Source organism: Duncaniella sp. (genome assembly GCF_029054785.1).
Lineage (GTDB): Bacteria > Bacteroidota > Bacteroidia > Bacteroidales > Muribaculaceae > Duncaniella.
In genome coordinates this window covers 30,719-51,261 of sequence record NZ_JAIDEN010000178.1, presented here as the reverse complement: position 1 = coordinate 51,261, position 20,543 = coordinate 30,719, and the positions used below count along the sequence as shown (strand labels likewise).

The following is a 20,543-nucleotide window of genomic DNA, read 5'->3' as shown; positions in this document are numbered from 1 at the left end:
CGCCGGTTGGTTCACTGGTATTCAAGCGCGCAAGGCGAAAAATTTAAGGTTAACCTTCGTTTTAGACGCGCAGCTATCAGCTGACCGGTGCCAGTTATGCCGACGGAAGGATTTGACGTCAACCATAACTGATGGCAAAATTAAGAATTTTTTGTCAAAGATCACACTCTGCGGTAAAAACTTTATGTCTTTGGCAGATGTATTATCTAATATAGGCGCAGGAAAGCTGCAAAACACCCCGGATTGTAGATTTTATTGGGATATGTTGAGGGATTTTCCTATTTTTGCGTCTGAATTAACACGTTAACTTAAAAATATTAAAAGCAATGAAACTCGCAAAAGCATTAGGGATTCCTGCAATGGCACTGTGTGTGCTGCTTTCGACAGGATGTTCTTCCTGGTCTAACACGGGCAAAGGCGCTGCCATCGGCGGCGGCGGCGGTGCGGCTCTCGGCGCCGGCCTCGGTGCGCTCATCGGCGGCGGCAAAGGCGCTGCTATCGGTACGGCCATCGGTGCTGCGGTAGGCGCAGGCGCAGGTGTGCTCATCGGTAAAAAGATGGACAAGCAGCAGGCTGAACTTGAGGCCGAGCTTGCAAAGCAGGCTGAAATCAAGCAGGTTACTGACGAAAACGGTCTCCAGGCCATCCAGGTTACTTTCAACGGCGGAATTCTCTTCCCAACCAACGGTACGACTCTCAGCGCAAGCGCGCGCACTGACCTGAGCAAGTTTGCCGCCTCGCTGATCAACAACCCCGGCACCAACGTGCAGATCTACGGCTATACTGACAACACCGGTACTCTCGCTGTCAACGAACGTGTTGCCACCGGACGTGCCGACGCTGTCCGCAACTATCTGCTCAACAGCGGAGTCTCAGCTACCCGCCTTTCTGCCGAAGGTCTGCCCATGCAGGACTACATCGCTTCGAATGAAACTGCCGAAGGCCGTGCGCAGAACCGCCGTGTGGAGATCTTCATCACTGCAAGCAAGGAGATGATCGACCAGGCCAACAGCGGAACACTCAAATAAGCCAACAGGCGTCTCGACAATTACAGATCATCAATTCTAATTTCATAGGATCATGAATGCGGGTGTGGGCGTTTCGGAAAACGCCTCCGCGCAGGCCCGGAGTCATACGGGACCGACCGCATTTTGACGCCCCACAAAAAAGAACAGGGCGCTTTCCGATCAAGGAAAGCGCCCTGTGTTGCGTTTATGTCTTTGGATCTTTACCTACTGCACACAGTGGATCTCGTTGTAGATGAGATTCAGCACGGTCTGTCCGGCTGCCTGCATTGCCGAGGGGTCGATGTTGTCAAGATTGTCTTTGACGGTGTGCCAGGTCGGTGCGAACGATCCTGTCTCGTCGTTTTTGGTCTCGATGATGTCGATTGCGGGGATTCCTGCTTTGTTGAGGAAGATGTGGTCGTCGATGACCGCGCCGCCGCTCTTGTTGATGAAGCGGTCGCCATAGCCTGAACGCTCGGCCACGGACCAGACTTTGTCGACGAGCTTGCGGGCTTCGTTGTCAGAGAAGAACTCTCGGTGGAATTTGGCATCCACTCCGCCCACCATGTCGAAGAGAATTGCGTAGCGGGGAAGCGAGTCGGTGGAATAAGGCATGTGTTCTACCCAGTACTGGGTGCCGAGACACCAGGTGTTGTCATGTGTGGAGAATCCGGAGGCCTGTCCGTAGTCCTCGGCATCGACAAAAAGCAGGTCGACACCGACTGGAGCTTCTTTCGAGTTGAGCTGACGGCCGATTTCAAGAAGCACGGCCACTCCGCTTGCGCCGTCATTGGCGCCGAGTACCGGTTGGAGCCTGTTTTCTTCGTTCATGTCAGAGTCGGCCCAGGGACGGGTGTCGTAATGGGCGAGCAGCAGAATGCGGTCTTTCAGTTCCGGACGGTAGGAACCCATGATGTTGCCGATCGGAAGAACGTCTCCGTTGAAGGCTTTGACTTCGCCTGTCTGGACGTTGACGTTCTGCGCGCCGTGGCGCTGAAGCTCGGAAACGATGTAGTCGCGGCAACGGAGGTTGGCCGGGGTGCCTGAGACGCGCGGCCCCAGAGCTACCTGACGGCGCACATAGGCGTATGCGCTGTCGCGGTTGAACGAGACAGGAGCTTTCAGACGCTTTTCTGCGGTGTGCGTCTCCTCCTGGCTTGTCTTTGATGATGTCCTGCAACCGATGGCGACAACGGCAACAGCAATGCAAAGCATTGCAGTATATAAAAAACGTTTCATGTTCTCCCTTCTGTGTTTGACTCTTCGAGGTGATTTTGCAAATTCGGCTGTGTCATTCACGACACAGGAGAGGTATTGTGCAGCAAAGTTACAACATAGTTACAAATTGTCAACAAATCTGTTACAAAATAATCGGCGTGTTAATTTTAATTAACACTATGGTAGCCCGCGGACTTGGATGTGAAAAAAGGCGCACACTCGCATGGAGTTGTGCGCCTTGTCTGTCTAATAGTTATTCTGTCGGTGTTCAGGACACTCTCTTATTTTTTGAAATAGCGGTTGTAGAGACCCTGGAAGCCCTGGCCGTGGCGTGCTTCGTCTTTTGCCATTTCGTGAACGGTGTCATGGATTGCGTCGAGGTTGAGCTCTTTGGCACGACGGGCGATGCGCATCTTGTCTGCGTTTGCGCCTGCTTCGGCTGCCATGCGCTTTTCGAGGTTTTCTTTGGTTGACCATACGCATTCACCGAGGAGTTCGGCAAACTTGGATGCGTGTTCGGCTTCTTCGATAGCATAGCGCTTGAATGCTTCTGCGATTTCGGGATAGCCTTCGCGGTCAGCCTGGCGTGACATTGCAAGATACATGCCGACTTCTGTGCATTCGCCTTCGAAGTGGGCGCGGAGATCTGCCTTCATTTCGTCGTCGGTGTCTTTGGCGATGCCGATCACGTGTTCTGTCACGAATTCGAGAGCTGCGCTTTCGTCAAGTTCTTTGAATTTTGAACGGGGAGCCTTGCAGAGGGGGCAGATTTCGGGTGCTTCGTCGCCTTCGTGAACATAACCGCAGACGGTGCAGATGAATTTCTTTTTCATAATTTTGGGTTTTAGATAATTATACGATATATTTTTATATTTTGATTCCTATGTGTGAGATCGGTGTGGACTGATGACGTCAGATGTTGTTTTTGATGCAGTGCGGACAGGTTCCGCGGAAGATGACATCAGCCGAGCGCACCCGGTAGCCTGGGGCGGGGAGGGGGAGCGAAGCCGGCATCGTGAAGTTTACGTCGGTCACGCGTCCGCATTCCGTGCATAGAAAATGGGCATGGTCATGCTGTGAGTAGTCCCAGCGGGCGCCGTTGCCTCCGGTCTCGATGCAGCGGATAATGTCCGCTTCTGTCAGCAGGCGCAGGGTGTTGTAGACAGTCGTGCGCGATAGTGTCGGGTTTTCGGGCTGAAGTGATCTGAAAATCTCGTCAACAGTGGGATGCACCCGGTTTTCCATCAGGAACCTCAGGATCACCATCCGCTGTGCCGAGGGTTTTACGCCTTTGGCCGAGAGGGTGTCAAGGATTTCCGAGGTGGTATAATTGTAAGAGTGCATCGAATTTTAGTTTTTAATTGATTTTAAATTTGTAATTATTACAATTTTAATTCGGATGCAAAGATAGTGTCTTTATTTCGAAAAATCAATAGTGGAATTAAGATTTAAGTGTTAAATTTTTAAAAACGGGTAGTGGCCGCTCAGGTGATGGTTTCATTTTTGCGTAAAATTAAACGGGAGCAGCTTCGCGCGGCTCCCGTTTATGAGTTTCCAATAGGTACAATTTCTAAGGTAAAAAAGATTGTTTTAGGTTCGTGATGCAAAGGTAGGCCAAGATTTGGCCTCTGACAAATAATTCTATATGTTTTCCAACATAATTTTATATCAAAGAATTTGCAATTATTGCAAATTTGGAGAATTTAGGCCTGTATATCAATGAGATGTGCAGATGTGAATTTTCGTTCCTATTTTTTAAAATATATTAATAAAGTGAACTTTTTTGATTTTTCAGCCCTCGAAAATGTGAGTTGAAAGGGCCTTTCCATCCCAGACGGCATAGCTGAAACGGCTGATCCAGTCGCCTAAAATGACTATTTCAGAGCCATTGCCGAGCGGCTTTCGAAGCAAAATGTGGCAGTGGCCGAAAATGAAATAGTCGACTTTCGGATTGGAAGGATTACTGTTGTACTTGCCGGCAAATTCGATCAGCGAGTCACCGGCCCGTTCGGAGGCAACATAGCCTCCTTGCTTGCGCGAGTGTGACGACCAGGAATGGGCGAAACCGACAGTCCATCGCGGATGGATGGCGGCGTAGAGGCGCTGTGCGGTGCGGTTGCGGAACAGTGAGCGCAGACGGCGGAACGACCAGGGGAGACGCCCCACTCCGTCGCCGTGCTCCAGCAGGAAGCGGTGTCCGTCGATCTCCGTGACGAGGATTCCGTCATGGACTTTCAGTCCGATCTCCGAAGGGAGATAGTCGAAAATCCAGATGTCATGGTTGCCTTTGAGCCATGTGATCTCGACTCCGCTGTCGGCCAGCTGTGCAAGGGCGCCGAAAAAGCGTGTGAATCCCCGCGGGACCACGTTGCGGTATTCCCACCAGAAGTCCAGCACATCGCCCAGCAGATACAGACGGCGGCAGTCCTCGGCTATGGAGCGCAGGAAGTTTACCACCCGCATCTCATGAGCGCGCGGATCGCTGATGTAGGAGGCTCCTAAGTGGAGATCGCTGATGAAATATGTCTTGGTGCGTGTTGCCACTTGCTGTTTGGTTTCTTAGAGGAATCCGAGGTCGAGTTTGGCCTCTTCGGTCATCATGTCCTTGTGCCATTCCGGTTCGAAGACTATGCGGATATCGACACTTTTGATCCCCTCGATGCTTTCGAGCTTGATACGGGCATCGTCCACAAGGAAGTCGGCAGCCGGACAGTTGGGAGCTGTCAGGGTCATGTCGATCTTCAGATTGCCGTCGTCGTCCAGATCGATGTTGTAGATAAGACCCAGGTTGTAGATGTCGACAGGGATTTCCGGGTCATAGACGGTCTTGAGCATTGTGACGATGCGTTCTTCTATCTTGAGTTTTTCTTCGGGTGTCATGATTTTTCAGCTATTGACTTGTTACTTATATATTAATTAATGTGGCTGATTTCTAAGAAACAGGTTAATTCATGTGATTTAAACTGATTCTCAGTGGGCTTCCAGCCAGTTTCCGGCCACTCCGGCCGAGACGGTGAGTGGGACTGCGCCGTGATAGGCGTTTTCCATGCAGCTGACAACCAGCCGGTGCATTTCATCGGCCTCGCCGGGGACAATGTTGAAGATGAGTTCGTCGTGGACCTGCATCAGCATTCTTGAGCGGAGGCCGCGGGCTTCCATTTCGTTGAAGATGCTGACCATCGCCACCTTTATTATATCTGCCGCTGATCCCTGGATCGGGGCATTGACGGCATTGCGTTCGGCATAGCCGCGGACAACGGCGTTGCGCGAGTTGATGTCGGGAAGATAGCGGCGGCGCCCCATGCGGGTGCTGACGTAGCCCTGCTCGCGGGCTGTCTCAACGGACTTGGTGAGATAGTCGCGTATGTGGGGATAGGTTGCGAAATATCCGTCGATCAGTTTCTTGGCCTCGGCGCGGGCAATGCCGAGTCTTTCAGAGAGTCCGAAAGCCGAAATGCCGTAGATGATGCCGAAGTTTGCGGTCTTGGCGCGGCGGCGCTCATCTTCGGTGACTTCTTCGAGGGGGACACCGTAGATCTTTGAGGCCGTGATCCTGTGGATGTCATCGCCGGAAAGGAAGCCTTCGATCATGTCGCGGTCTGCTGACAGGTCGGCGATCAGGCGCAGTTCGATCTGCGAATAGTCGGCGCTCATCATCGAGTCGCCGGGGTCGGCGATGAAGGCGCGGCGTATCTCACGCCCTTCGTCCGTGCGGACGGGTATGTTCTGGAGATTGGGGTTGGTCGAGGAGATGCGTCCGGTAGCGGTGACTGTCTGGTTGTAGGACGTGTGGATCTTGCCGGTTTTGGGGTTGACCAGTGCCGGGAGAGCGTCGAGATATGTCGTGACCAGCTTTTTCAGCCTGCGGATTTTCAGGATGAGGCTGACAAGCGGCACTTTGGCTGCATATTTTTCGAGGATCTGCTCTGTGGTGGAATAGGATCCGCGGGCGGTCTTCTTGGCTTTCGGGTCGATGTTGAGGCGCTCGAAGAGCACCATGCCCACCTGGGCGGGTGAGCCGATGTTGAACGGTCCGCCGGCCATCTCGTAGGCCTCCTCTTCGAGTCCGCGGATGCGCTCTTTGAGCCGGGCCGAGAGGTCGGTCAGTACGCTTGCGTCGATTCTGACTCCTGTGAACTCCATTTCGGCGAGCACTCTGATCAGCGGAAATTCCACATCGGTCAGCAGTCCGCTCATCTCGCGCAGGGCTACTTCCTCGTTCAGCGGTGCGCGCAGGCGCAGGGCCAGGTCTGCCTCTTCGCAATAGCGTGCCATTGCAGCCTCGGTGGTCAGGGGTGTTTTCGGATGGCCCGGTTTCATGTCGGGGTCCACGCCGGAAAGCTCCATACGCAGATATTTCGACACGACATAGCGCAGCTCGTGCTTCATCTCCGGGTCTATCAGATAGTGGGCCACGGAGGTGTCGAAGTAGGGGGCGGTCAGGTTGATTCCTTCGTTTTTGAGCAGCAGATAGCCGCGTTTGACATCGTGGCTGACCAGAGTGGCCTGACCGGTGAAAAGCGGTTCGATCGCCGCGAGTATCTCCCGGCGGCGTTCCTGATTGTCGCCGGAGAGGTCTATGAACCATCCCTCGCAGTCTTTCACAGCCAGTGCGAGTCCGTCCCAGCGGGCTGTCATGGCCTCTTCGCCAACGGCATAGAATGACGCGCCGATGAATTGGGAGGATGCTATCCGGTTGACGGTTTCAGCAACCTCCGCAGGACTTGTCAGCAGGCGGTAGTCGCGGTCCTCGCAGGCCTGGGGAAGCGTTTCAGGCCCGGAGTTTTCTTCGGGAAGATCGAAGAGGGAGCCCATTCCGCTGTCGTCGGCAGCCGGTGCCGGCGTTTGGGGTGCGGAGATGTCGGCCTGCGGGGCCGATGTCTCCTGACGGCTCTTCGATCCGGCTTTGAGCCGTGCGGCCAGGGTGCGGAACTCCAGTTCGTTGTAGACATCCAGGAGCTTGTCGGCATCCATCGGCTTCCTGATGAGAGAGTCGATTTCGATCTCGACCGGAACGTCGGTCTTTATGGTCGCAAGATATTTCGAGAGACGGATCTTCTCGGCATTCTCTCTGACCTTCTTCTGGAGCGCGCCTTTCAGGCTGTCGGTGTTTTCAAGCAGATTTTCCACCGATCCCCAGGTCTCGATCAGTGTGCGGGCTGTCTTCTCGCCTACACCCGGACAGCCGGGAATGTTGTCGGAGGCGTCACCCTCCAGTGCAAGCAGGTCGATCACCTGCGAGGGGCGTGAGATCCCGTAGCGTTCACAGATCTTGGCCGTGTCGCGTATCTCGAATCCTTCGCCACGGAGAGCGGGACGGTACATGAAGATGTGATCGTCGACAAGTTGTCCGTAATCCTTGTCGGGCGTCATCATGTAGGTGTCATAGCCCTCGGCTGCGGCGCGTTTGGCGAGGGTGCCGATCACGTCGTCGGCCTCGTAGCCTTTGACCTCGATCACGGGGATCTGATAGGCTTCGAGAATGCGTTTGATATATGGGACGGAGGCTGTTATGTCCTCCGGCTGTTTGTCGCGGTTAGCTTTATAGTCGGCGAATTCCTCATGGCGGAAGGTCGGCCCTGACGGGTCGAAGCAGACTGCGACATGAGAGGGATTCTCTTTGCGCAGAAGTTCGTCGAGCGTATTGCAGAAGCCGAACACCGCCGACGTGTTGAAACCGTTGCCGGTGAAGCGTGGCGAGCGGATCAGTGCGTAGTAGGCACGATAGATCAGCGCGTAGGCATCGAGAAGGAATAGACGTTTCTCCATTTTTGTTACTTGTTAAGCGAGTGTAAAATTAGCCAAAATCCCTGACAACGCCGAAACTTTAAGAAAATTTGTAGCTGAATGTAAGTTTTTGTAAATTTGCACCTCATTATGACCGCACTTGCCGACATACGCCAATCGCTTCAGCCGGAATTAACCCGCCTTGACGAGCTGATCAGCAGCTCGCTTGATTCGTCAAACACCCTGATGAATCAGGTGATAGGCACTTATCTCCGCCACAAAGGGAAGCAGCTGCGCCCGATGCTGGTGATGCTTACAGCCCGTCTTTTCGGCGGAGTGAACGAAAACGTGCTGACCGCCGCCGCTTCTGTCGAGATTCTCCACAACGCATCTCTGATCCATGACGATGTTGTCGACGATTCGTGTCAGCGTCACGGACAGCAGACAATCAATGCCATGTGGGACAACCATGTGGCGGTTCTCGTCGGCGACTTTTTCGTCTCAAATGCTCTGAGTCTCGCAGTCCGCACCGCCGACCTGCGTGTCATCAACGCAATCGCCGACCTCGGCAAACTTCTCTCGCTGGGAGAGATGGACCAGATCTACAACGCGCGCTTCCATGAACTCAACGAGGAGGCCTATTTCAAGGTGATCTCCCACAAGACAGCCTCACTCTTTGTCTCCTGTGTGGCAATGGGCGGTTATTGCACCGGTGCCGACGAGGAATCAATCGAAGCAATGCGCAAGTTTGCCGAACTCTTCGGACTCTGTTTCCAGATCAAGGACGACATTTTTGACTATTTCGACTCGAAAGCCATCGGCAAGCCGACAGGCAACGATCTCCGTGAGGGCAAAGTCACCCTTCCGCTGCTCTACGCCCTCAATTCAACCTCAGGAGCCGAAAGCGAAGCCATGATGGCCCTTCTCCGCTCCGGCGAACCGCTTGGAGAGGAAGAAATCGAGCGGCTGCTCGGTTTTGCCCGCGACAATGGCGGCATTGACTATGCCTATACCACAATGCAGCGTCTCCGCAGCGAGGCCGCAGCAATTCTCGCCCGCTTCGACTCACCCGCTACGGCCCATTTCCTCGCCCTCTTCGACTACATCATCTCCCGCGAGGTGTGATTAAAAGAAACTCACAAGCAGAAAAGATATATTGCTAAAATTTTTGGAGAGTGTTGTTAAGCACCCTCCCATTTTTTTATAGTGGCAATATCAGATGTCCGCAAACGCCACCCCGTATGGGGTGTCCGCAGACGGCATCCCGAACGGGCGTCCACGCAACAAGGGGCAAGCCGCATTGGCGTCCTCCAATGCCATCCGGGCGTCCTGCTGCGAGGGATCCCGGACGGGCGTCCGCAGTGAGAGACGGAAATCCGGACGGGCGTCCGTAGGACGCAGATTTATCATAGCCCGTGACACCGGCGCGTAAGCGACAGGTGTCACGGGTTCGTGATTTTCATATATGGCAGGTGTCCGGCCGGACACCGATTTACCGATACAACAATTCAAAACAACATTCGGAAAAATCATCGTTATTTTGTAAATCCGTGTCCTACCGGACACGTCTATTGGGGGGATAATCCGTGGACCCGTGACGCCATAGCGTCACGGGCTACGATAAATCCGCGTCCTGCGGACGCCTACCCTCACCCCCCCAACCCATCTGGGATACCATTGATGATCCATGTCATACGGACGCCCGCCCGCTGAATGGTCTCTTACTCTTTGCTGATAGTGAAATGTACTTTCTGAAGACCGTAACCGCTGACATTCGCCAGCACGAGGCCGAAGTCAAGCGTCCTGCCGCTTTCATACTCGGTCACAATCTCATCGAACAGCTCCTGCGAGATCACATCTTTGAGATAGAGCGTTCCTCTTGTCAATCTAACCTTTTCAATCTTATCGGTCAACGGAGAGAGCACATAGGCATAATATGCCATCTTGCCGATGCGGTTGAACTCAAGGAAATCGGGAGAACTTTTGTCAATGGCAAATTCGAGCCGGATAGCGGCGAAACTCATGTCAAGCGAGATATCGCCATCCTTGTAATTCGCATAATGCATTTCCCCGTTGGCATTGATGACGAATGCGTCTTTGTAAAGGTCATAGATATGATAGGGGCATCTCTCCTCATAAGGGATATCCTCCTCCTTGTTGACTGTTATCTTATTGTCTTCTTTCGGCTCTTCAGGCCATATTCTGTCTTCCAGAATGGCAAGGAGGCGGTAAGTATAAGAGCTTGCGTCGGCCGGAGGATTGGCAAGGATCGTGCGACGGACTTTCAGGGTGTACATGTGGCCGATCTCGTAGTCAAACCCTTCAATGGCAGACATGGACAGATTTCGCCACTCTCCGGGGAAATCCTCGTCCATCACCCGGAGGCATGGGATGGGATACTTTCCCTCATAATCAAAGAGATCATACATTACGCCGGGTTCTTCGGATACAGACATGATAATGTCTTTGGTCTTGTCTTTTGGTCCATTGTCACTGCTGCACCCAATCATAAAAAGACAGGCAATGACAACAATGGGATAGATTAGTTTGTTCATATTGAAGATGTTAAGATCAGTTTATTCTGATTTTGAAATTCCGGTGCATTCAACAGGTCGTTTTGTCTGCATCATTTCTGTGTGCGACATGCCATATAAAGAAAAAGCGTGAGAGCCGTACTTGTTGCCCGTTCCGCTACTTGAGGCCCTGGAATTGCCTTTCACTGTGGAACGGACAACGCAGAAGCCTCACGCAGAATATGTGCAAACGCACCATGACATGACGCTCGCGCGTTGTCATGGAGTAATATACATATCCATAAGGCATCTACCGTTGTCTCATCCTTGACAGTGAGTTGAAGTTTTCCAGGTTTCAAGTAGCCAAGAAAGAGCGTCGAGTAAACGCATTTTCATTATGTTCCGGCAAACCGCAAGCGGTCAGCCTGTCATTGCCGAACCCTCCCGCGTTCTCCTCAGACCGAAGATTGATCCGAAAGGGACCGTGCCATTGTCCGTGGCAGTCTGCGTGAGAAGGTCTGCACTCGCAAATGTACAACTTAGTTAGTTGTTTTGCAATAATTAGAGTCACTATTCAGCGAATATTTCCAATCTAATAGCCTCATTAACCTCGTTTTCGGATGCACCATGGTGCATCCCTACCCTAATAATGAGGCTCTTAGGTTGGCAATATTCGCTGAATAGTCACTCTTAGGGAATAAAAAATTGCGCCTTCAGGCATGCCGATTGTATGAGGGGCATGGCTGAAGGCGTTTGGGGTTAAGCCGGTCTGAGTCTTTCGGCGGTCTGGAGCGATGCGAGGTGCTTTGGGACGGACTCAGATCGTTCAGCGGAGGGAGTCCAGGAGGGCCGGGGAGGGTGATTCGTAGTTGGTGATGGGGAGTGAGATTTTTTTCAGACGGTCGAGCGGGCAGTCAGGCTGTGTTACACCGGCGGGATAGGGCAGGCCGGAGAATTCACGGAAATATTGCAGACAGGCGTCTTTCCACCATCGGGCATCGGCGGCCTGGGTGCGCAGGCGTTCGGCCACGTCGGTGTGCAGGGCCGGATCAATGTATGGTGCGGCTTGCTGCCAACGTCGCTGATAGTCCTGGGCGGTGTTGACGCCGCGTTCGTAGTGGTAGCAAAGTTCATCCCAGAGGGTGCGCCCCGATTTGAGACGGTGGATCCAGGGGACATGGTGGAACCACAGCAGAAATTCCTCAGGACAGGCCGAGAGACTGTCGAGCCGCGAGCGAAGCGGTTCGGGGTATTGTTCAACGGCATTGCTTCCGGAGGAGGTGCGGTCGAATCCGAGGCCCTTGGTGTCGGCACGGTGATAGTATTTCGGGAGCCAGTCGGGACGTGCGCCGGGGACGTCACACCAAGGCTCAGGGCCGTAGTGATGGCCGAATGCGAAGATGTGGTGCAGTCCGAGGGGCATCATGTAGTCCACGACGGTCTCGCGGCTTGTGAGAAACATGTCGGTCAGGCTGTCGTATATGCTGTCAGGCACAGCTGACGGATTAGTAAACAGCCGGCTGTCGATCCATTCTTTTGCAATCTGTCCTGCCGACAGTTCCGGGTCCCAGGCGAGACGCCCGAAGGCATACCAGTTGGCGGCTGCGAGCGGATTGCCGGTCATGTTGTCGGAATCGCCGATGTTGGCCACTCCGGCGATGGCTTTGAGTGAGGATGGCCTGACGTAGTCGAAGAACTCCTTCCACATCGGGGCCAGGTAGGCCAGGTGGTTGGCATGGCCGAGATATTCCTGGGTCACCTGAAACTCGACCATCTCGTCGGTCTGAGGCATTGCCCCGAACAGCGGCGAGTATGGCTCGCGGGGCTGGAAGTCGATCGGTCCGTTTTTGATCTGGATGATGACGTTCGGATCAAACTGACCGTCGAGGGGCTGGAACTCCATATAGGCCTGCTTGGCGCGGTCGGCGTCGATCGGCGAGTAGACAAAGGCGCGCCACATGACTATACCATTGTGGGGCGCAAGCGCGCGGGCAAGCATGTTGGCCCCCTCGGCGTGAGTGCGTCCGAAATCCATCGGGCCGGGCTGACCCTCGGAATTGGCCTTGACAAGGAAGCCCCCGAAGTCGGGGATGAGCCGGTAGATCTCGTCGGCCTTGTTCTTCCACCATTGGCCTACATCCGGGGAGAGCGGATCGGCTGTCGGCAGCGAGTCAAGGACCATCGGAGATGCGAAGTTGACAGAGAGATAGACCTTTATGCCGTAGGGGCGGAAGATGTCGGCCAGACGCGCCACTTTGGTGAGATAGTCGGCGGAGAGGATGCGCGGCGAGGCGTTGACATTGTTGAGCACAGTTCCGTTGATGCCAATGCGGGCGTTTTCGCGGGCATATTCTTCATAGCGAGGCGAGATGCTGTCAGGAAGCGCTTCCCAGTCCCAGAGAGAATGGCCGGCATAGCCCCGCTCTACGGTGCCGTCGAGGTTGTCCCAGTGGTTGAGCAGGCGCAGGGCGAAAGCCGGCGACTCCTCACGCGGAATCTGCATTGAATCGCGCAGCAGAGAGTAGGCACCGTAGAGCGCGCCCCGCTCATCGGCGCTTGAGATCACTATCTTTTTGCCGTCGCGCCTGATGCTGAACGACTCGGCTTTTAGACCTGAGTCATGACGGAATTCTACCGGAGTGCCTTTCCACTCGCGGTCAAGCTCCCGCCGCGCCATAGCCGGTTCGGACGAGGTGCAGGAGGCCAACGAAAGCAGGACGGAGACGAGGATCAGAAGTTTGTGCATTGTGGGTGGGGGAGTGGTTGAGGTGGTGAATGGTGGGATTGACCGATTGCTGAAATAAGCCAAACTGGTCCGGTAAGTCTGAAACTTTAGCCTGGATTATTCATCCCAGGGGTCGCCGCCGCCGTCGATCGGGAGGATGCGGCCTTCGGCATCGTAGGTCAGTTCGCAGACTTTCAGGCTGCGAAGCCAGGATTTGCCTCCGGAGGGCACACTGTCGTGGTGGAAGAGATACCATTTGCCGCCATATTCGATGATGCAGTGGTGGGTGGTCCAGCCGACAACCGGCGTAAGGATCACTCCCTGATAGGTGAAGGGGCCGTAGGGGTTGTCGCCGACGGCATAGCAGAGCAGATGGCTGTCACCGGTCGAATAGGAGAGGTAATAGCGGCCATTGTACCTGTGGACCCAGGAGGCTTCGAAGAAGCGGTGGGGATCATTAGCTTTCAGCGGATTGCCGTCGGCATCGAGGACTACGATCGGGCGCGGTTCCTCGGCAAACTGGAGCATGTCGGCGCTCAGTCTCACACAGCGCGAGGGAAGTGCGGGCTGGTCTCCTTCTGGCAGTTCGGCCGATTCGAGGGCCTTGTTGTCACGGTAGCGCTGGAGCTGACCGCCCCAGAGGCCTCCGAAATAGAGATAGTATTCGCCATTGTCGGGGAGCACACAGATGTCCATCGAGTATGATCCGCGGATCGGATCCGGCTGAGGGATGAACGGACCTTCGGGGCGGTCGGCCACGGCCACTCCGATACGGAAGATGTCATTTTTGTCCTTGAGAGGGAAGTAGAGATAATATTTCCCGTCCTTTTCCGTGCAGTCGCAGTCCCAGAGCTGGCGTCCGGCCCAGGGGATGTCGGCGATGTCAAGCGCCTTGCCGTGGTCGGTGACCTTTCCGGTCATAGGGTCGCCGTCGATCGAGAGCACGTGCATGTCCTTCATGACATACTGGTCGCCGTTGTCGTTTTCGACATTCTCGCATTCCCAGTCATGGGAGGGATAAATATAGATTCTGCCGTTGAACACATGGACGCTCGGATCGGCCATGAAATCGTCAGGAAAGAGGTAGCGTTTATCGGGATTGAGCAGTTTCATGATTGTATTTCTTTTATAGACTTGGGTTATGAGTTGACTTTGTCTGAGATGTTGTCATTCCTTCTCTGCGGGGGCGAGGCGTTTGGCAAGGAAGGGTTTGAGCTGATAGTCGCGGTCGAAGAGCAGGGGATATTCGACGCGGCCTTTCATCGGGAAGTTGTTTTTCCATGACATTCCGTCGAAAGTGCCCCAGGCGGTCACACGCGAGATTACGTCGGCATGGCGCAGGAGGATGTCGGTGACGGAATCCATGCGGGAGTTCCACTCATCGGAAATCTCGGCGGGGAGTCCGTCGGGATAAGGATTGAAGAGGGTGTTGTAGACGATGCTGTCCGAGATGTTTGCGCTGTGGCTGACGGTCGGGAGGGCGCTCATGTCCCACTCGGTGATCATCACCTTGCAGCCAGTCGAGGCATAGGCTTCGATCGACTTTTCAAATTCCGAGAAGTCGGGATAGTCCATGCCCATGTGGCCCTGCATGCCGATGGCATCTATCCGCAGTCCTTTTGATTTCATGTCGTTGACGAGTCTGACGTAGGCCTCGCGCTTGGCGGGCATGTTCATGGCATAGTCGTTGATGTAGAGTTCGGCGTCGGGATCGGCCTCGTGGGCATACTGGAACGCCAGTGGGATGAATTCTTCGCCGAGAATCTCGTAGAAAGGCGACTTGCGGTAGCTGCCGTCGTCGACTATGGCCTCATTGACCACGTCCCAGCCCTTGATCTTGCCTTTGTAACGGGTCATGATGGTGGTGATGTGGTCGCGCATGCGTTCTTTGAGCACTTCGGCTGTGACCTGGGCGCCGGTGGAGTCTACGGCAAACCAGGGTGCGAGCTGGGAGTGCCAGATGAGGGTATGGCCGATGATAGCCATATTGTTGCGGGTTCCGTAGTCGACAAAGGCATCGGCATCGTCCCAGAAGTAGACACCCTCCTGGGGGTGGATTTCCTCGCTTTTCATGCAGTTTTCAGCTACGATCGAGTTGAAGTGGCGGCACACGATGGAATCTGCCTTCGGGTCGAGGCCCTTGACATGGTCGACATTGAGGGCTGTCCCGATGAGGAAGTCATCGGCGAAGTAGTCCTTAAGAGTCGGCTCCTGCTTCTCGGCTGTGCAGCCGATGGCGAGCAGTGCCGGGAGGCTGAGCAGTATGGCTGATGGTTTCATGGGGGGTATAAGTTGTGGGAGACTCGGATTTTAACTCTTGTTTTTAAACAATCTCTTAGTTTCTTGATTCGATTTCACGGTTGATGCGGTCGATGACATCGTCGTCAAGCTCGTAGCGCGAGATGATGAACATAGCCAGGGCGAGGAGGATTGCCGGGATGACTGCGACAAGCCAGAGAATGCCCTGCTGGGCGAAGGCTGTCTGCGTGAGGGCTTCTTTCTCGAATCCGACAAAGGCGAGCACAAGGCCGGGGACAACTCCGCCCAGGGCCATGCCGGCTTTGTAGAAAATGCCTGTCAGGGCGTTGACTATGCCGGAGATGCGGCGTCCGTGGGTGTATTCGCCGAAGGAGATCACTTCGGGGACGAGCGCCCACATGTAGCCGGTGGCCACGATCACTCCGGTCGATTTGATGAACTGCGCGATGTAGACAAGGATCATGTGTTCCTTGAGCGCGTCGATCATGGAGATGGCATAGAGCATTGCCATGCCGATGATGGCCACAAGAAGGAAAATGTAGAACATCCCTTTCTTACCAACCATTTTCTTGATTGCCGGGATCATCGGCATGAAGATGAAGGCGGGGATCGAGCCGAGTCCCATGAAGATCGAGAGTTCGGCGGCTGAGCCTCCGAGATTGTACTGGATGTAGTAGGCTCCCGCGGCATTTCCGACAGCCATCATGGCGAAGGCGGTCACGAAGAAGAAGGCGAGGATGCGCAGCGGACGGTTGTGGACAAATTCCATCCAGAGGTCCGAGACGCTGACATTTTCAGTCTCTTTGGAGTCCATCACAACCCGCTCTCTGCACTGCGAGAAGCAGAAGAGGAGCAGGGCGAGACCGACGCAGCCGTAGAGGGTCATGGTTGCGAACCAGGCACCGTCGTCCATCGACATGTCGGTGTTTTCCGAGGGGTCGAACAGGCGGAGGACAAAGGGGATGCCCATGCCGACGGCAAGACCGCCCACATTGGCCATGAACATGCGGACCGAGGTGAGCTTGGTGATCTCGGCGGTGTCGCGGGTGAGGGAGGCGTTCAGTGCGCCGTAGGGGACATTGACCAGTGTGTAGCACATCGAAAGTCCGACATAGGTTATGTAGGCATAGAGCAGGGAGCCGGAAAAGCCGTTCCAGAAGCAGAGGATTGCGAATCCGGTCAGCGGAATGCCTCCGAGCACAAGGTAGGCGCGATATTTGCCCAGGCGGGGATTGTGTTTGTCGACAAAGGTGCCGACCAGCGGGTCCCAGATCACATCGACAATACGCACGATCAGAAACATCACTGCGGCCACTGCCGGTGCGAGACCGTAGACGTTGGTGTAGAAGAACAGCAGATACATGCTGATGGTCTGATAGATGAGGTTCTGGGCGAGGTCGCCGGAACCGAAGCCGATGCACTGGAGCATCGAGAGCTTGTAGAAGCCTTTGGCTTCCTGCGATTTGGTCATGTTTATGCTTGCGTCCATGATTTGGATGGTGTGGTTTTGTCTGTTTGGAAATTTAGGTCTCTTAGAGGTCGTACAAATGTACGACCTCTTATATTCAGCCTCCCTATTACTTTTGGGGTGTTTGCGGCTGACTGTCGGAGAGAATCTTTTCGGCTACACGCTGGCCGAGGGTCTTTTTGTCGAGCGGATGGATGTCGTTCCACTCGCCGAGATCGGAATTTCTGACGAGAGTGGCGCCTGGAGTCTCTTCGGCTGCCTCGGCCTGACGTTCGCGCATTGTCTGCCAGGCCGCGCGGCCTCCGCGGTCGTCTTTGTGGAGGAAGTCGGCGAGTTCGACGATATAGAATGGCATGTCAGCATCGCCCGAAGCCTTGCGCCAGTCGGCGATCATGGTTTCGAGCAGGGCGGGATACTGGTTGCTGCGGCCTACGTTCGATTCGCCCTGATACCAGACGGCCCCGCGGACCGGATAGCTGATCACAGGTGAGATCATGCCGTTGTAGAGCACGCAGGGCATGTAGCAGTAGAACATCATCGGCGGCCCGGCGGGCATCGGGGTGCCCTGATGGTAGCGCCAAGAGCCTTCGAGCGTGATCTCATCCGGGCAGGTCTGTCCGTAGAGTGCATAGGGGCGCTTGCCGAAAATGATCTTGTAGGGCTTCTCGGCAACGAAGTGCGGGGTGCCGTTCTGAGAGATCAGGCGCACGGCTATCGTGTTTTTGCCCTCTTTGAGGAGACCTTCGGGGATAGGGTAGATGCGTGGCGGATACTGATAGGATGTGAAGCCGACCTGGCGTCCGTTGACCCACACGGAATCTGCGTCGACCACGCATCCGAGGCGCAGAGTGGCCGCTTGTCCGGCGTGGGCTGCGTCGATCTCGATCGTCTTGCGGAACCAGTGGGAACCGTTGACGGGGTTCATGCCGTCAGTGGCCCATGAGGTCGATAGGAGATCAGTCTCCTCCCATCCGCTGTCGTTGAGATCGGGGGAGTAGTATTTCATCGGGTCCTTTAAGCCGGGATCTGCGGCGTCGATGACCGAATTCCAGGCCTGATAGTTGCGCCATTCCTGCTCTTTGATTGCATTGCGGTAGGCTTCGGAACTGTACAGCGCTTTCTGGTTCAGATAGTAGGGATAATCGGCCAGGGCGCTCTCTGAGATCCATGACTCGACCGGAGTCCCGCCCCAGGAGGCGTTGATGATACCGACCGGAAGGCCTGTCTGTCCGTTGATGGCCTTGGCCGTGAAATAGGCCAGAGCGGAGAAGCTCATCACATCGTCGTCCACCGACTTCCAGGCCGTCGGGCTGACATCGCTGCGCTCTGCGTCGAAATCAAATTCTTTCGGGACAAGAAACTGACGTATGGCCGGATTTCGGTATTCGAGGATTTCATCGGCAAACATATCGGTCACGCGGCTGACAGGCAGCTCCATGTTCGACTGTCCGGAACAGAGGAGCACATCGCCTACGGCCACATTGCTGATGGTCTTGTCGCCGACAGTGATCGTGTAGGTCCTGCCGGTTTTCAGAGCCGGAAGCTCGGCGCGCCATTTGCCGCTCTCGTCAGCAGTGACGGTCGCGCTTTTACCTTTGATGACCTTGACGGTCACACTTTCGCCCGGATCGGCGGTGCCCCAGAGGGTCAGCGGCCTGTCGCGCTGCACCACCATGCCGTCTGAAATGATCTGAGGCAGTCTGACTTCGGCCTGAAGAGCCTGCGCGAGAGATCCTGCGCCTAACAGGACTGCGAATATCAGTGATTTATTCATATTTATAGAGTTTTACACGGAGGATTTTAAAGTCGTCGACGCCGATTCTGACGTGGCGTCCCTGGTGGGTCTCGTCGCCGTTGAAAGTGCGGAGTTTCCGCTGCGATCCGTCTTCTCCGACGGCAATCTCCTCGACAGATGCTAGCCCGATGCGGCACCCTTTCCATTTGGAGGACGTTTCGGCGCTGCGGTCGGAACCGGCGGCGAGAAAGCCGTCCTCGCCGAGTTTTTTCGCAGGTGTGGAGGCAACGCCCTCAGGCTCGAAGGTGATGACCAGTCCGGAACCGGCAACGATGTATTCCATCGGGGCCACCTTTATAATAAGGCCGCCTGTCGCGGGCCATGCGGAGCCGTCAGTGGCACGAGGATCCCAGGGGAGGGTGAAGTAGTGGCGAGCGGTGATCCTGAGTCCGTCGCGGTTTAGGATGCGTTCGGTCGAGTCGGCATCGAAATAGAAACCGTTCATCGACCCCTTGCCGAGATTGTCGGCGATCAGAGGTGTCAGACTGCGCAACACGGCGGTCCCGGCAGCCTGAAAGGAGGTCTCCTTGAGTCCGTCGCGGCTGTTGTAGGCGAAGGGGCAGAGTCCTATGGCGTTGTGCTCGCCGACGGTATATAAAGCCTGGGCTGCGTTGGGCTGCGCACATTTTATTTCGGGGATGAAAAGCGGATTGTCAGGCAGTGCGTAGGCTCTGACCCAGTCCATGAAGCCTGAATCGTAGAGGTCAGGAGCGAGTATATTGACTGTCGGTGCAGCCGCATGCCAGATGTCTTTGAGATGGGCGAGAGGTCCGGCAGAGGGATATTCGCCGGGCTTGCGGCCACGGGAGTTCATGGCTGCGTTGACGTAAAGCGGCATTGTCGGGAAGATCCCGCGGGCGATCTGTGCGAGGCCTTCCACGTAGCGCCCGTAGTTCCAGGCCATGAAGATCTCGTCGGTGTAGATGTCGTCGCCAAACACTTCGGTCCAGCTTCCCTTTTGCTTCATGCCCGCGTCCTGCCACTTTTCGAGGAGCTGCGGATGAAGTGATTTCTTTTGGTTGATGAGGTTGAGATGGGCGGTGAGAGCACCCGGCACACCTTTGGCATATTCTTTTTCGGCCAGTGGCGAATGGTCACGGGCATCTTCCAGCATCCCGATCTCGTTTTCGATCTGAAGGATGATCACGGTTCCTGCTGTGTCGGTGTCAGCGATGTGGCGCAGCAGTTTTGTGAATGCCGCTGCATCGGCATCGAATACGTTTTTCGAGAAGGCTGAGGCGATTTCCATCGGTTTGCCCGAAGCGGTGCGCGCCCGCGGATAGCGTTTGCTGTCCGCTTTGAACCATGCGGGGGCATAGCAGCTCATGGAGTTTTTCCAGGCGCCGAACCAGAGGACGCCGACCTTGATTCCACGTCGGGTGGCCTGGCTGACGATCTCGTCGACACTTGAAAAATCGAATTTGCCTTTCTGCGGCTCGATCAGCTCCCAGGCAATCGGAAAAAGCACCGTGTTGTAGCCGTGGAGGTCGGCCACGTCAAGACATCGGCTGACATCGTCGGCACATGAGGCCATTGAATTGCCGCATTCACCGCCGATGATTATGAACGGTTTGTCATCGACGATCAGTTTCGTGGCTGTGCCCTGACGCTCAAGACGAGATTCGTTGCGGGCCATAAGGGAGGTCCAGCAGAGCAGCAGGGTGATGAAAAGCACTGTTTTCTTCATGGTCAGTGAGAGATTCGGGGTGATATGAGTGGTGTGGAGGGAGGTTGAGGGAGAGAGATGTTTGAAAAACTCCCGCAGCCGGGTCAATAGCCTGGCCGTCGGCTGCGGGAGTAGGGGGGAGATTATTGCATTCTGTCAAGAATC

Annotated in this window: 16 protein-coding genes; 2 read left to right on the top strand and 14 right to left on the bottom strand. The window is 55.0% G+C overall.

What is annotated here, in order from left to right; translation table 11 throughout:
* Positions 1-326: 326 nt before the first annotated feature.
* Positions 327-1,028 (top strand): OmpA family protein, encoded by a 702-nt coding sequence (locus tag K2H17_RS10905; protein WP_300134699.1) that lies wholly within the window; start codon positions 327-329, stop codon positions 1,026-1,028.
* A gap of 204 nt (positions 1,029-1,232) precedes the next feature.
* On the opposite strand, the gene K2H17_RS10900 is transcribed toward K2H17_RS10905, so the two are convergent.
* From K2H17_RS10900 to polA, 6 genes are all read right to left on the bottom strand, one after another.
* Positions 1,233-2,246 (bottom strand): M28 family peptidase, encoded by a 1,014-nt coding sequence (locus K2H17_RS10900; protein ID WP_300134697.1) that lies wholly within the window; start codon positions 2,244-2,246, stop codon positions 1,233-1,235.
* Between the two features lie 260 nt (positions 2,247-2,506).
* Positions 2,507-3,058, bottom strand: coding sequence for an NADH peroxidase (locus K2H17_RS10895; protein ID WP_300134695.1), 552 nt, complete (start codon positions 3,056-3,058; stop codon positions 2,507-2,509).
* A gap of 79 nt (positions 3,059-3,137) precedes the next feature.
* The gene (locus tag K2H17_RS10890; protein ID WP_300134693.1) at positions 3,138-3,569 is read right to left on the bottom strand and encodes a transcriptional repressor; all 432 of its coding nucleotides are present in this window, start codon (positions 3,567-3,569) and stop codon (positions 3,138-3,140) included.
* A gap of 447 nt (positions 3,570-4,016) precedes the next feature.
* Positions 4,017-4,769 carry a UDP-2,3-diacylglucosamine diphosphatase gene (locus K2H17_RS10885; protein WP_300134691.1) on the bottom strand — a complete coding sequence of 251 codons (753 nt, stop codon included), beginning with the start codon at positions 4,767-4,769 and terminating at the stop codon, positions 4,017-4,019.
* Positions 4,770-4,784: 15 nt separating this feature from the next.
* Complete coding sequence (locus tag K2H17_RS10880; protein WP_300134689.1) at positions 4,785-5,105, bottom strand: iron-sulfur cluster assembly protein; 321 nt, start codon at positions 5,103-5,105, stop codon at positions 4,785-4,787.
* 90 nt (positions 5,106-5,195) lie between these two features.
* Positions 5,196-7,994 (bottom strand): DNA polymerase I, encoded by a 2,799-nt coding sequence (gene polA / locus K2H17_RS10875; RefSeq protein ID WP_300134687.1) that lies wholly within the window; start codon positions 7,992-7,994, stop codon positions 5,196-5,198.
* 108 nt (positions 7,995-8,102) lie between these two features.
* On the opposite strand from polA, the gene K2H17_RS10870 reads away from it, so the two are divergent.
* A complete protein-coding gene (locus K2H17_RS10870) occupies positions 8,103-9,077 on the top strand; it encodes a polyprenyl synthetase family protein (RefSeq protein ID WP_300134685.1) in 975 nt (324 codons plus the stop codon).
* A gap of 90 nt (positions 9,078-9,167) precedes the next feature.
* Here the strand turns inward: K2H17_RS10870 and K2H17_RS10865 are convergent, their stop codons facing one another.
* The 8 genes from K2H17_RS10865 to K2H17_RS10830 form a co-directional block, all read right to left on the bottom strand.
* Complete coding sequence (locus K2H17_RS10865; RefSeq protein ID WP_300134683.1) at positions 9,168-9,398, bottom strand: hypothetical protein; 231 nt, start codon at positions 9,396-9,398, stop codon at positions 9,168-9,170.
* Between the two features lie 275 nt (positions 9,399-9,673).
* Positions 9,674-10,408 carry a DUF4377 domain-containing protein gene (locus K2H17_RS10860; protein WP_300134681.1) on the bottom strand — a complete coding sequence of 245 codons (735 nt, stop codon included), beginning with the start codon at positions 10,406-10,408 and terminating at the stop codon, positions 9,674-9,676.
* Positions 10,409-11,291: 883 nt separating this feature from the next.
* On the bottom strand, positions 11,292-13,211 hold the full coding sequence (locus K2H17_RS10855; protein WP_300134679.1) for an alpha-glucuronidase: 1,920 nt from the start codon (positions 13,209-13,211) through the stop codon (positions 11,292-11,294).
* Positions 13,212-13,307: 96 nt separating this feature from the next.
* On the bottom strand, positions 13,308-14,303 hold the full coding sequence (locus K2H17_RS10850) for a glycoside hydrolase family 43 protein (RefSeq protein WP_300134678.1): 996 nt from the start codon (positions 14,301-14,303) through the stop codon (positions 13,308-13,310).
* 54 nt (positions 14,304-14,357) lie between these two features.
* Positions 14,358-15,470, bottom strand: coding sequence for an endo-1,4-beta-xylanase (locus K2H17_RS10845; RefSeq protein ID WP_300134676.1), 1,113 nt, complete (start codon positions 15,468-15,470; stop codon positions 14,358-14,360).
* A gap of 55 nt (positions 15,471-15,525) precedes the next feature.
* The gene (locus K2H17_RS10840) at positions 15,526-16,938 is read right to left on the bottom strand and encodes an MFS transporter (protein WP_300134674.1); all 1,413 of its coding nucleotides are present in this window, start codon (positions 16,936-16,938) and stop codon (positions 15,526-15,528) included.
* A gap of 88 nt (positions 16,939-17,026) precedes the next feature.
* Positions 17,027-18,691, bottom strand: coding sequence for a sialate O-acetylesterase (locus K2H17_RS10835; protein ID WP_300134673.1), 1,665 nt, complete (start codon positions 18,689-18,691; stop codon positions 17,027-17,029).
* Complete coding sequence (locus tag K2H17_RS10830) at positions 18,684-20,399, bottom strand: DUF5597 domain-containing protein (RefSeq protein ID WP_300134672.1); 1,716 nt, start codon at positions 20,397-20,399, stop codon at positions 18,684-18,686. Before K2H17_RS10830 ends, K2H17_RS10835 begins: the two co-directional genes overlap by 8 nt.
* Between the last annotated feature and the right edge of the window lie 144 nt (positions 20,400-20,543).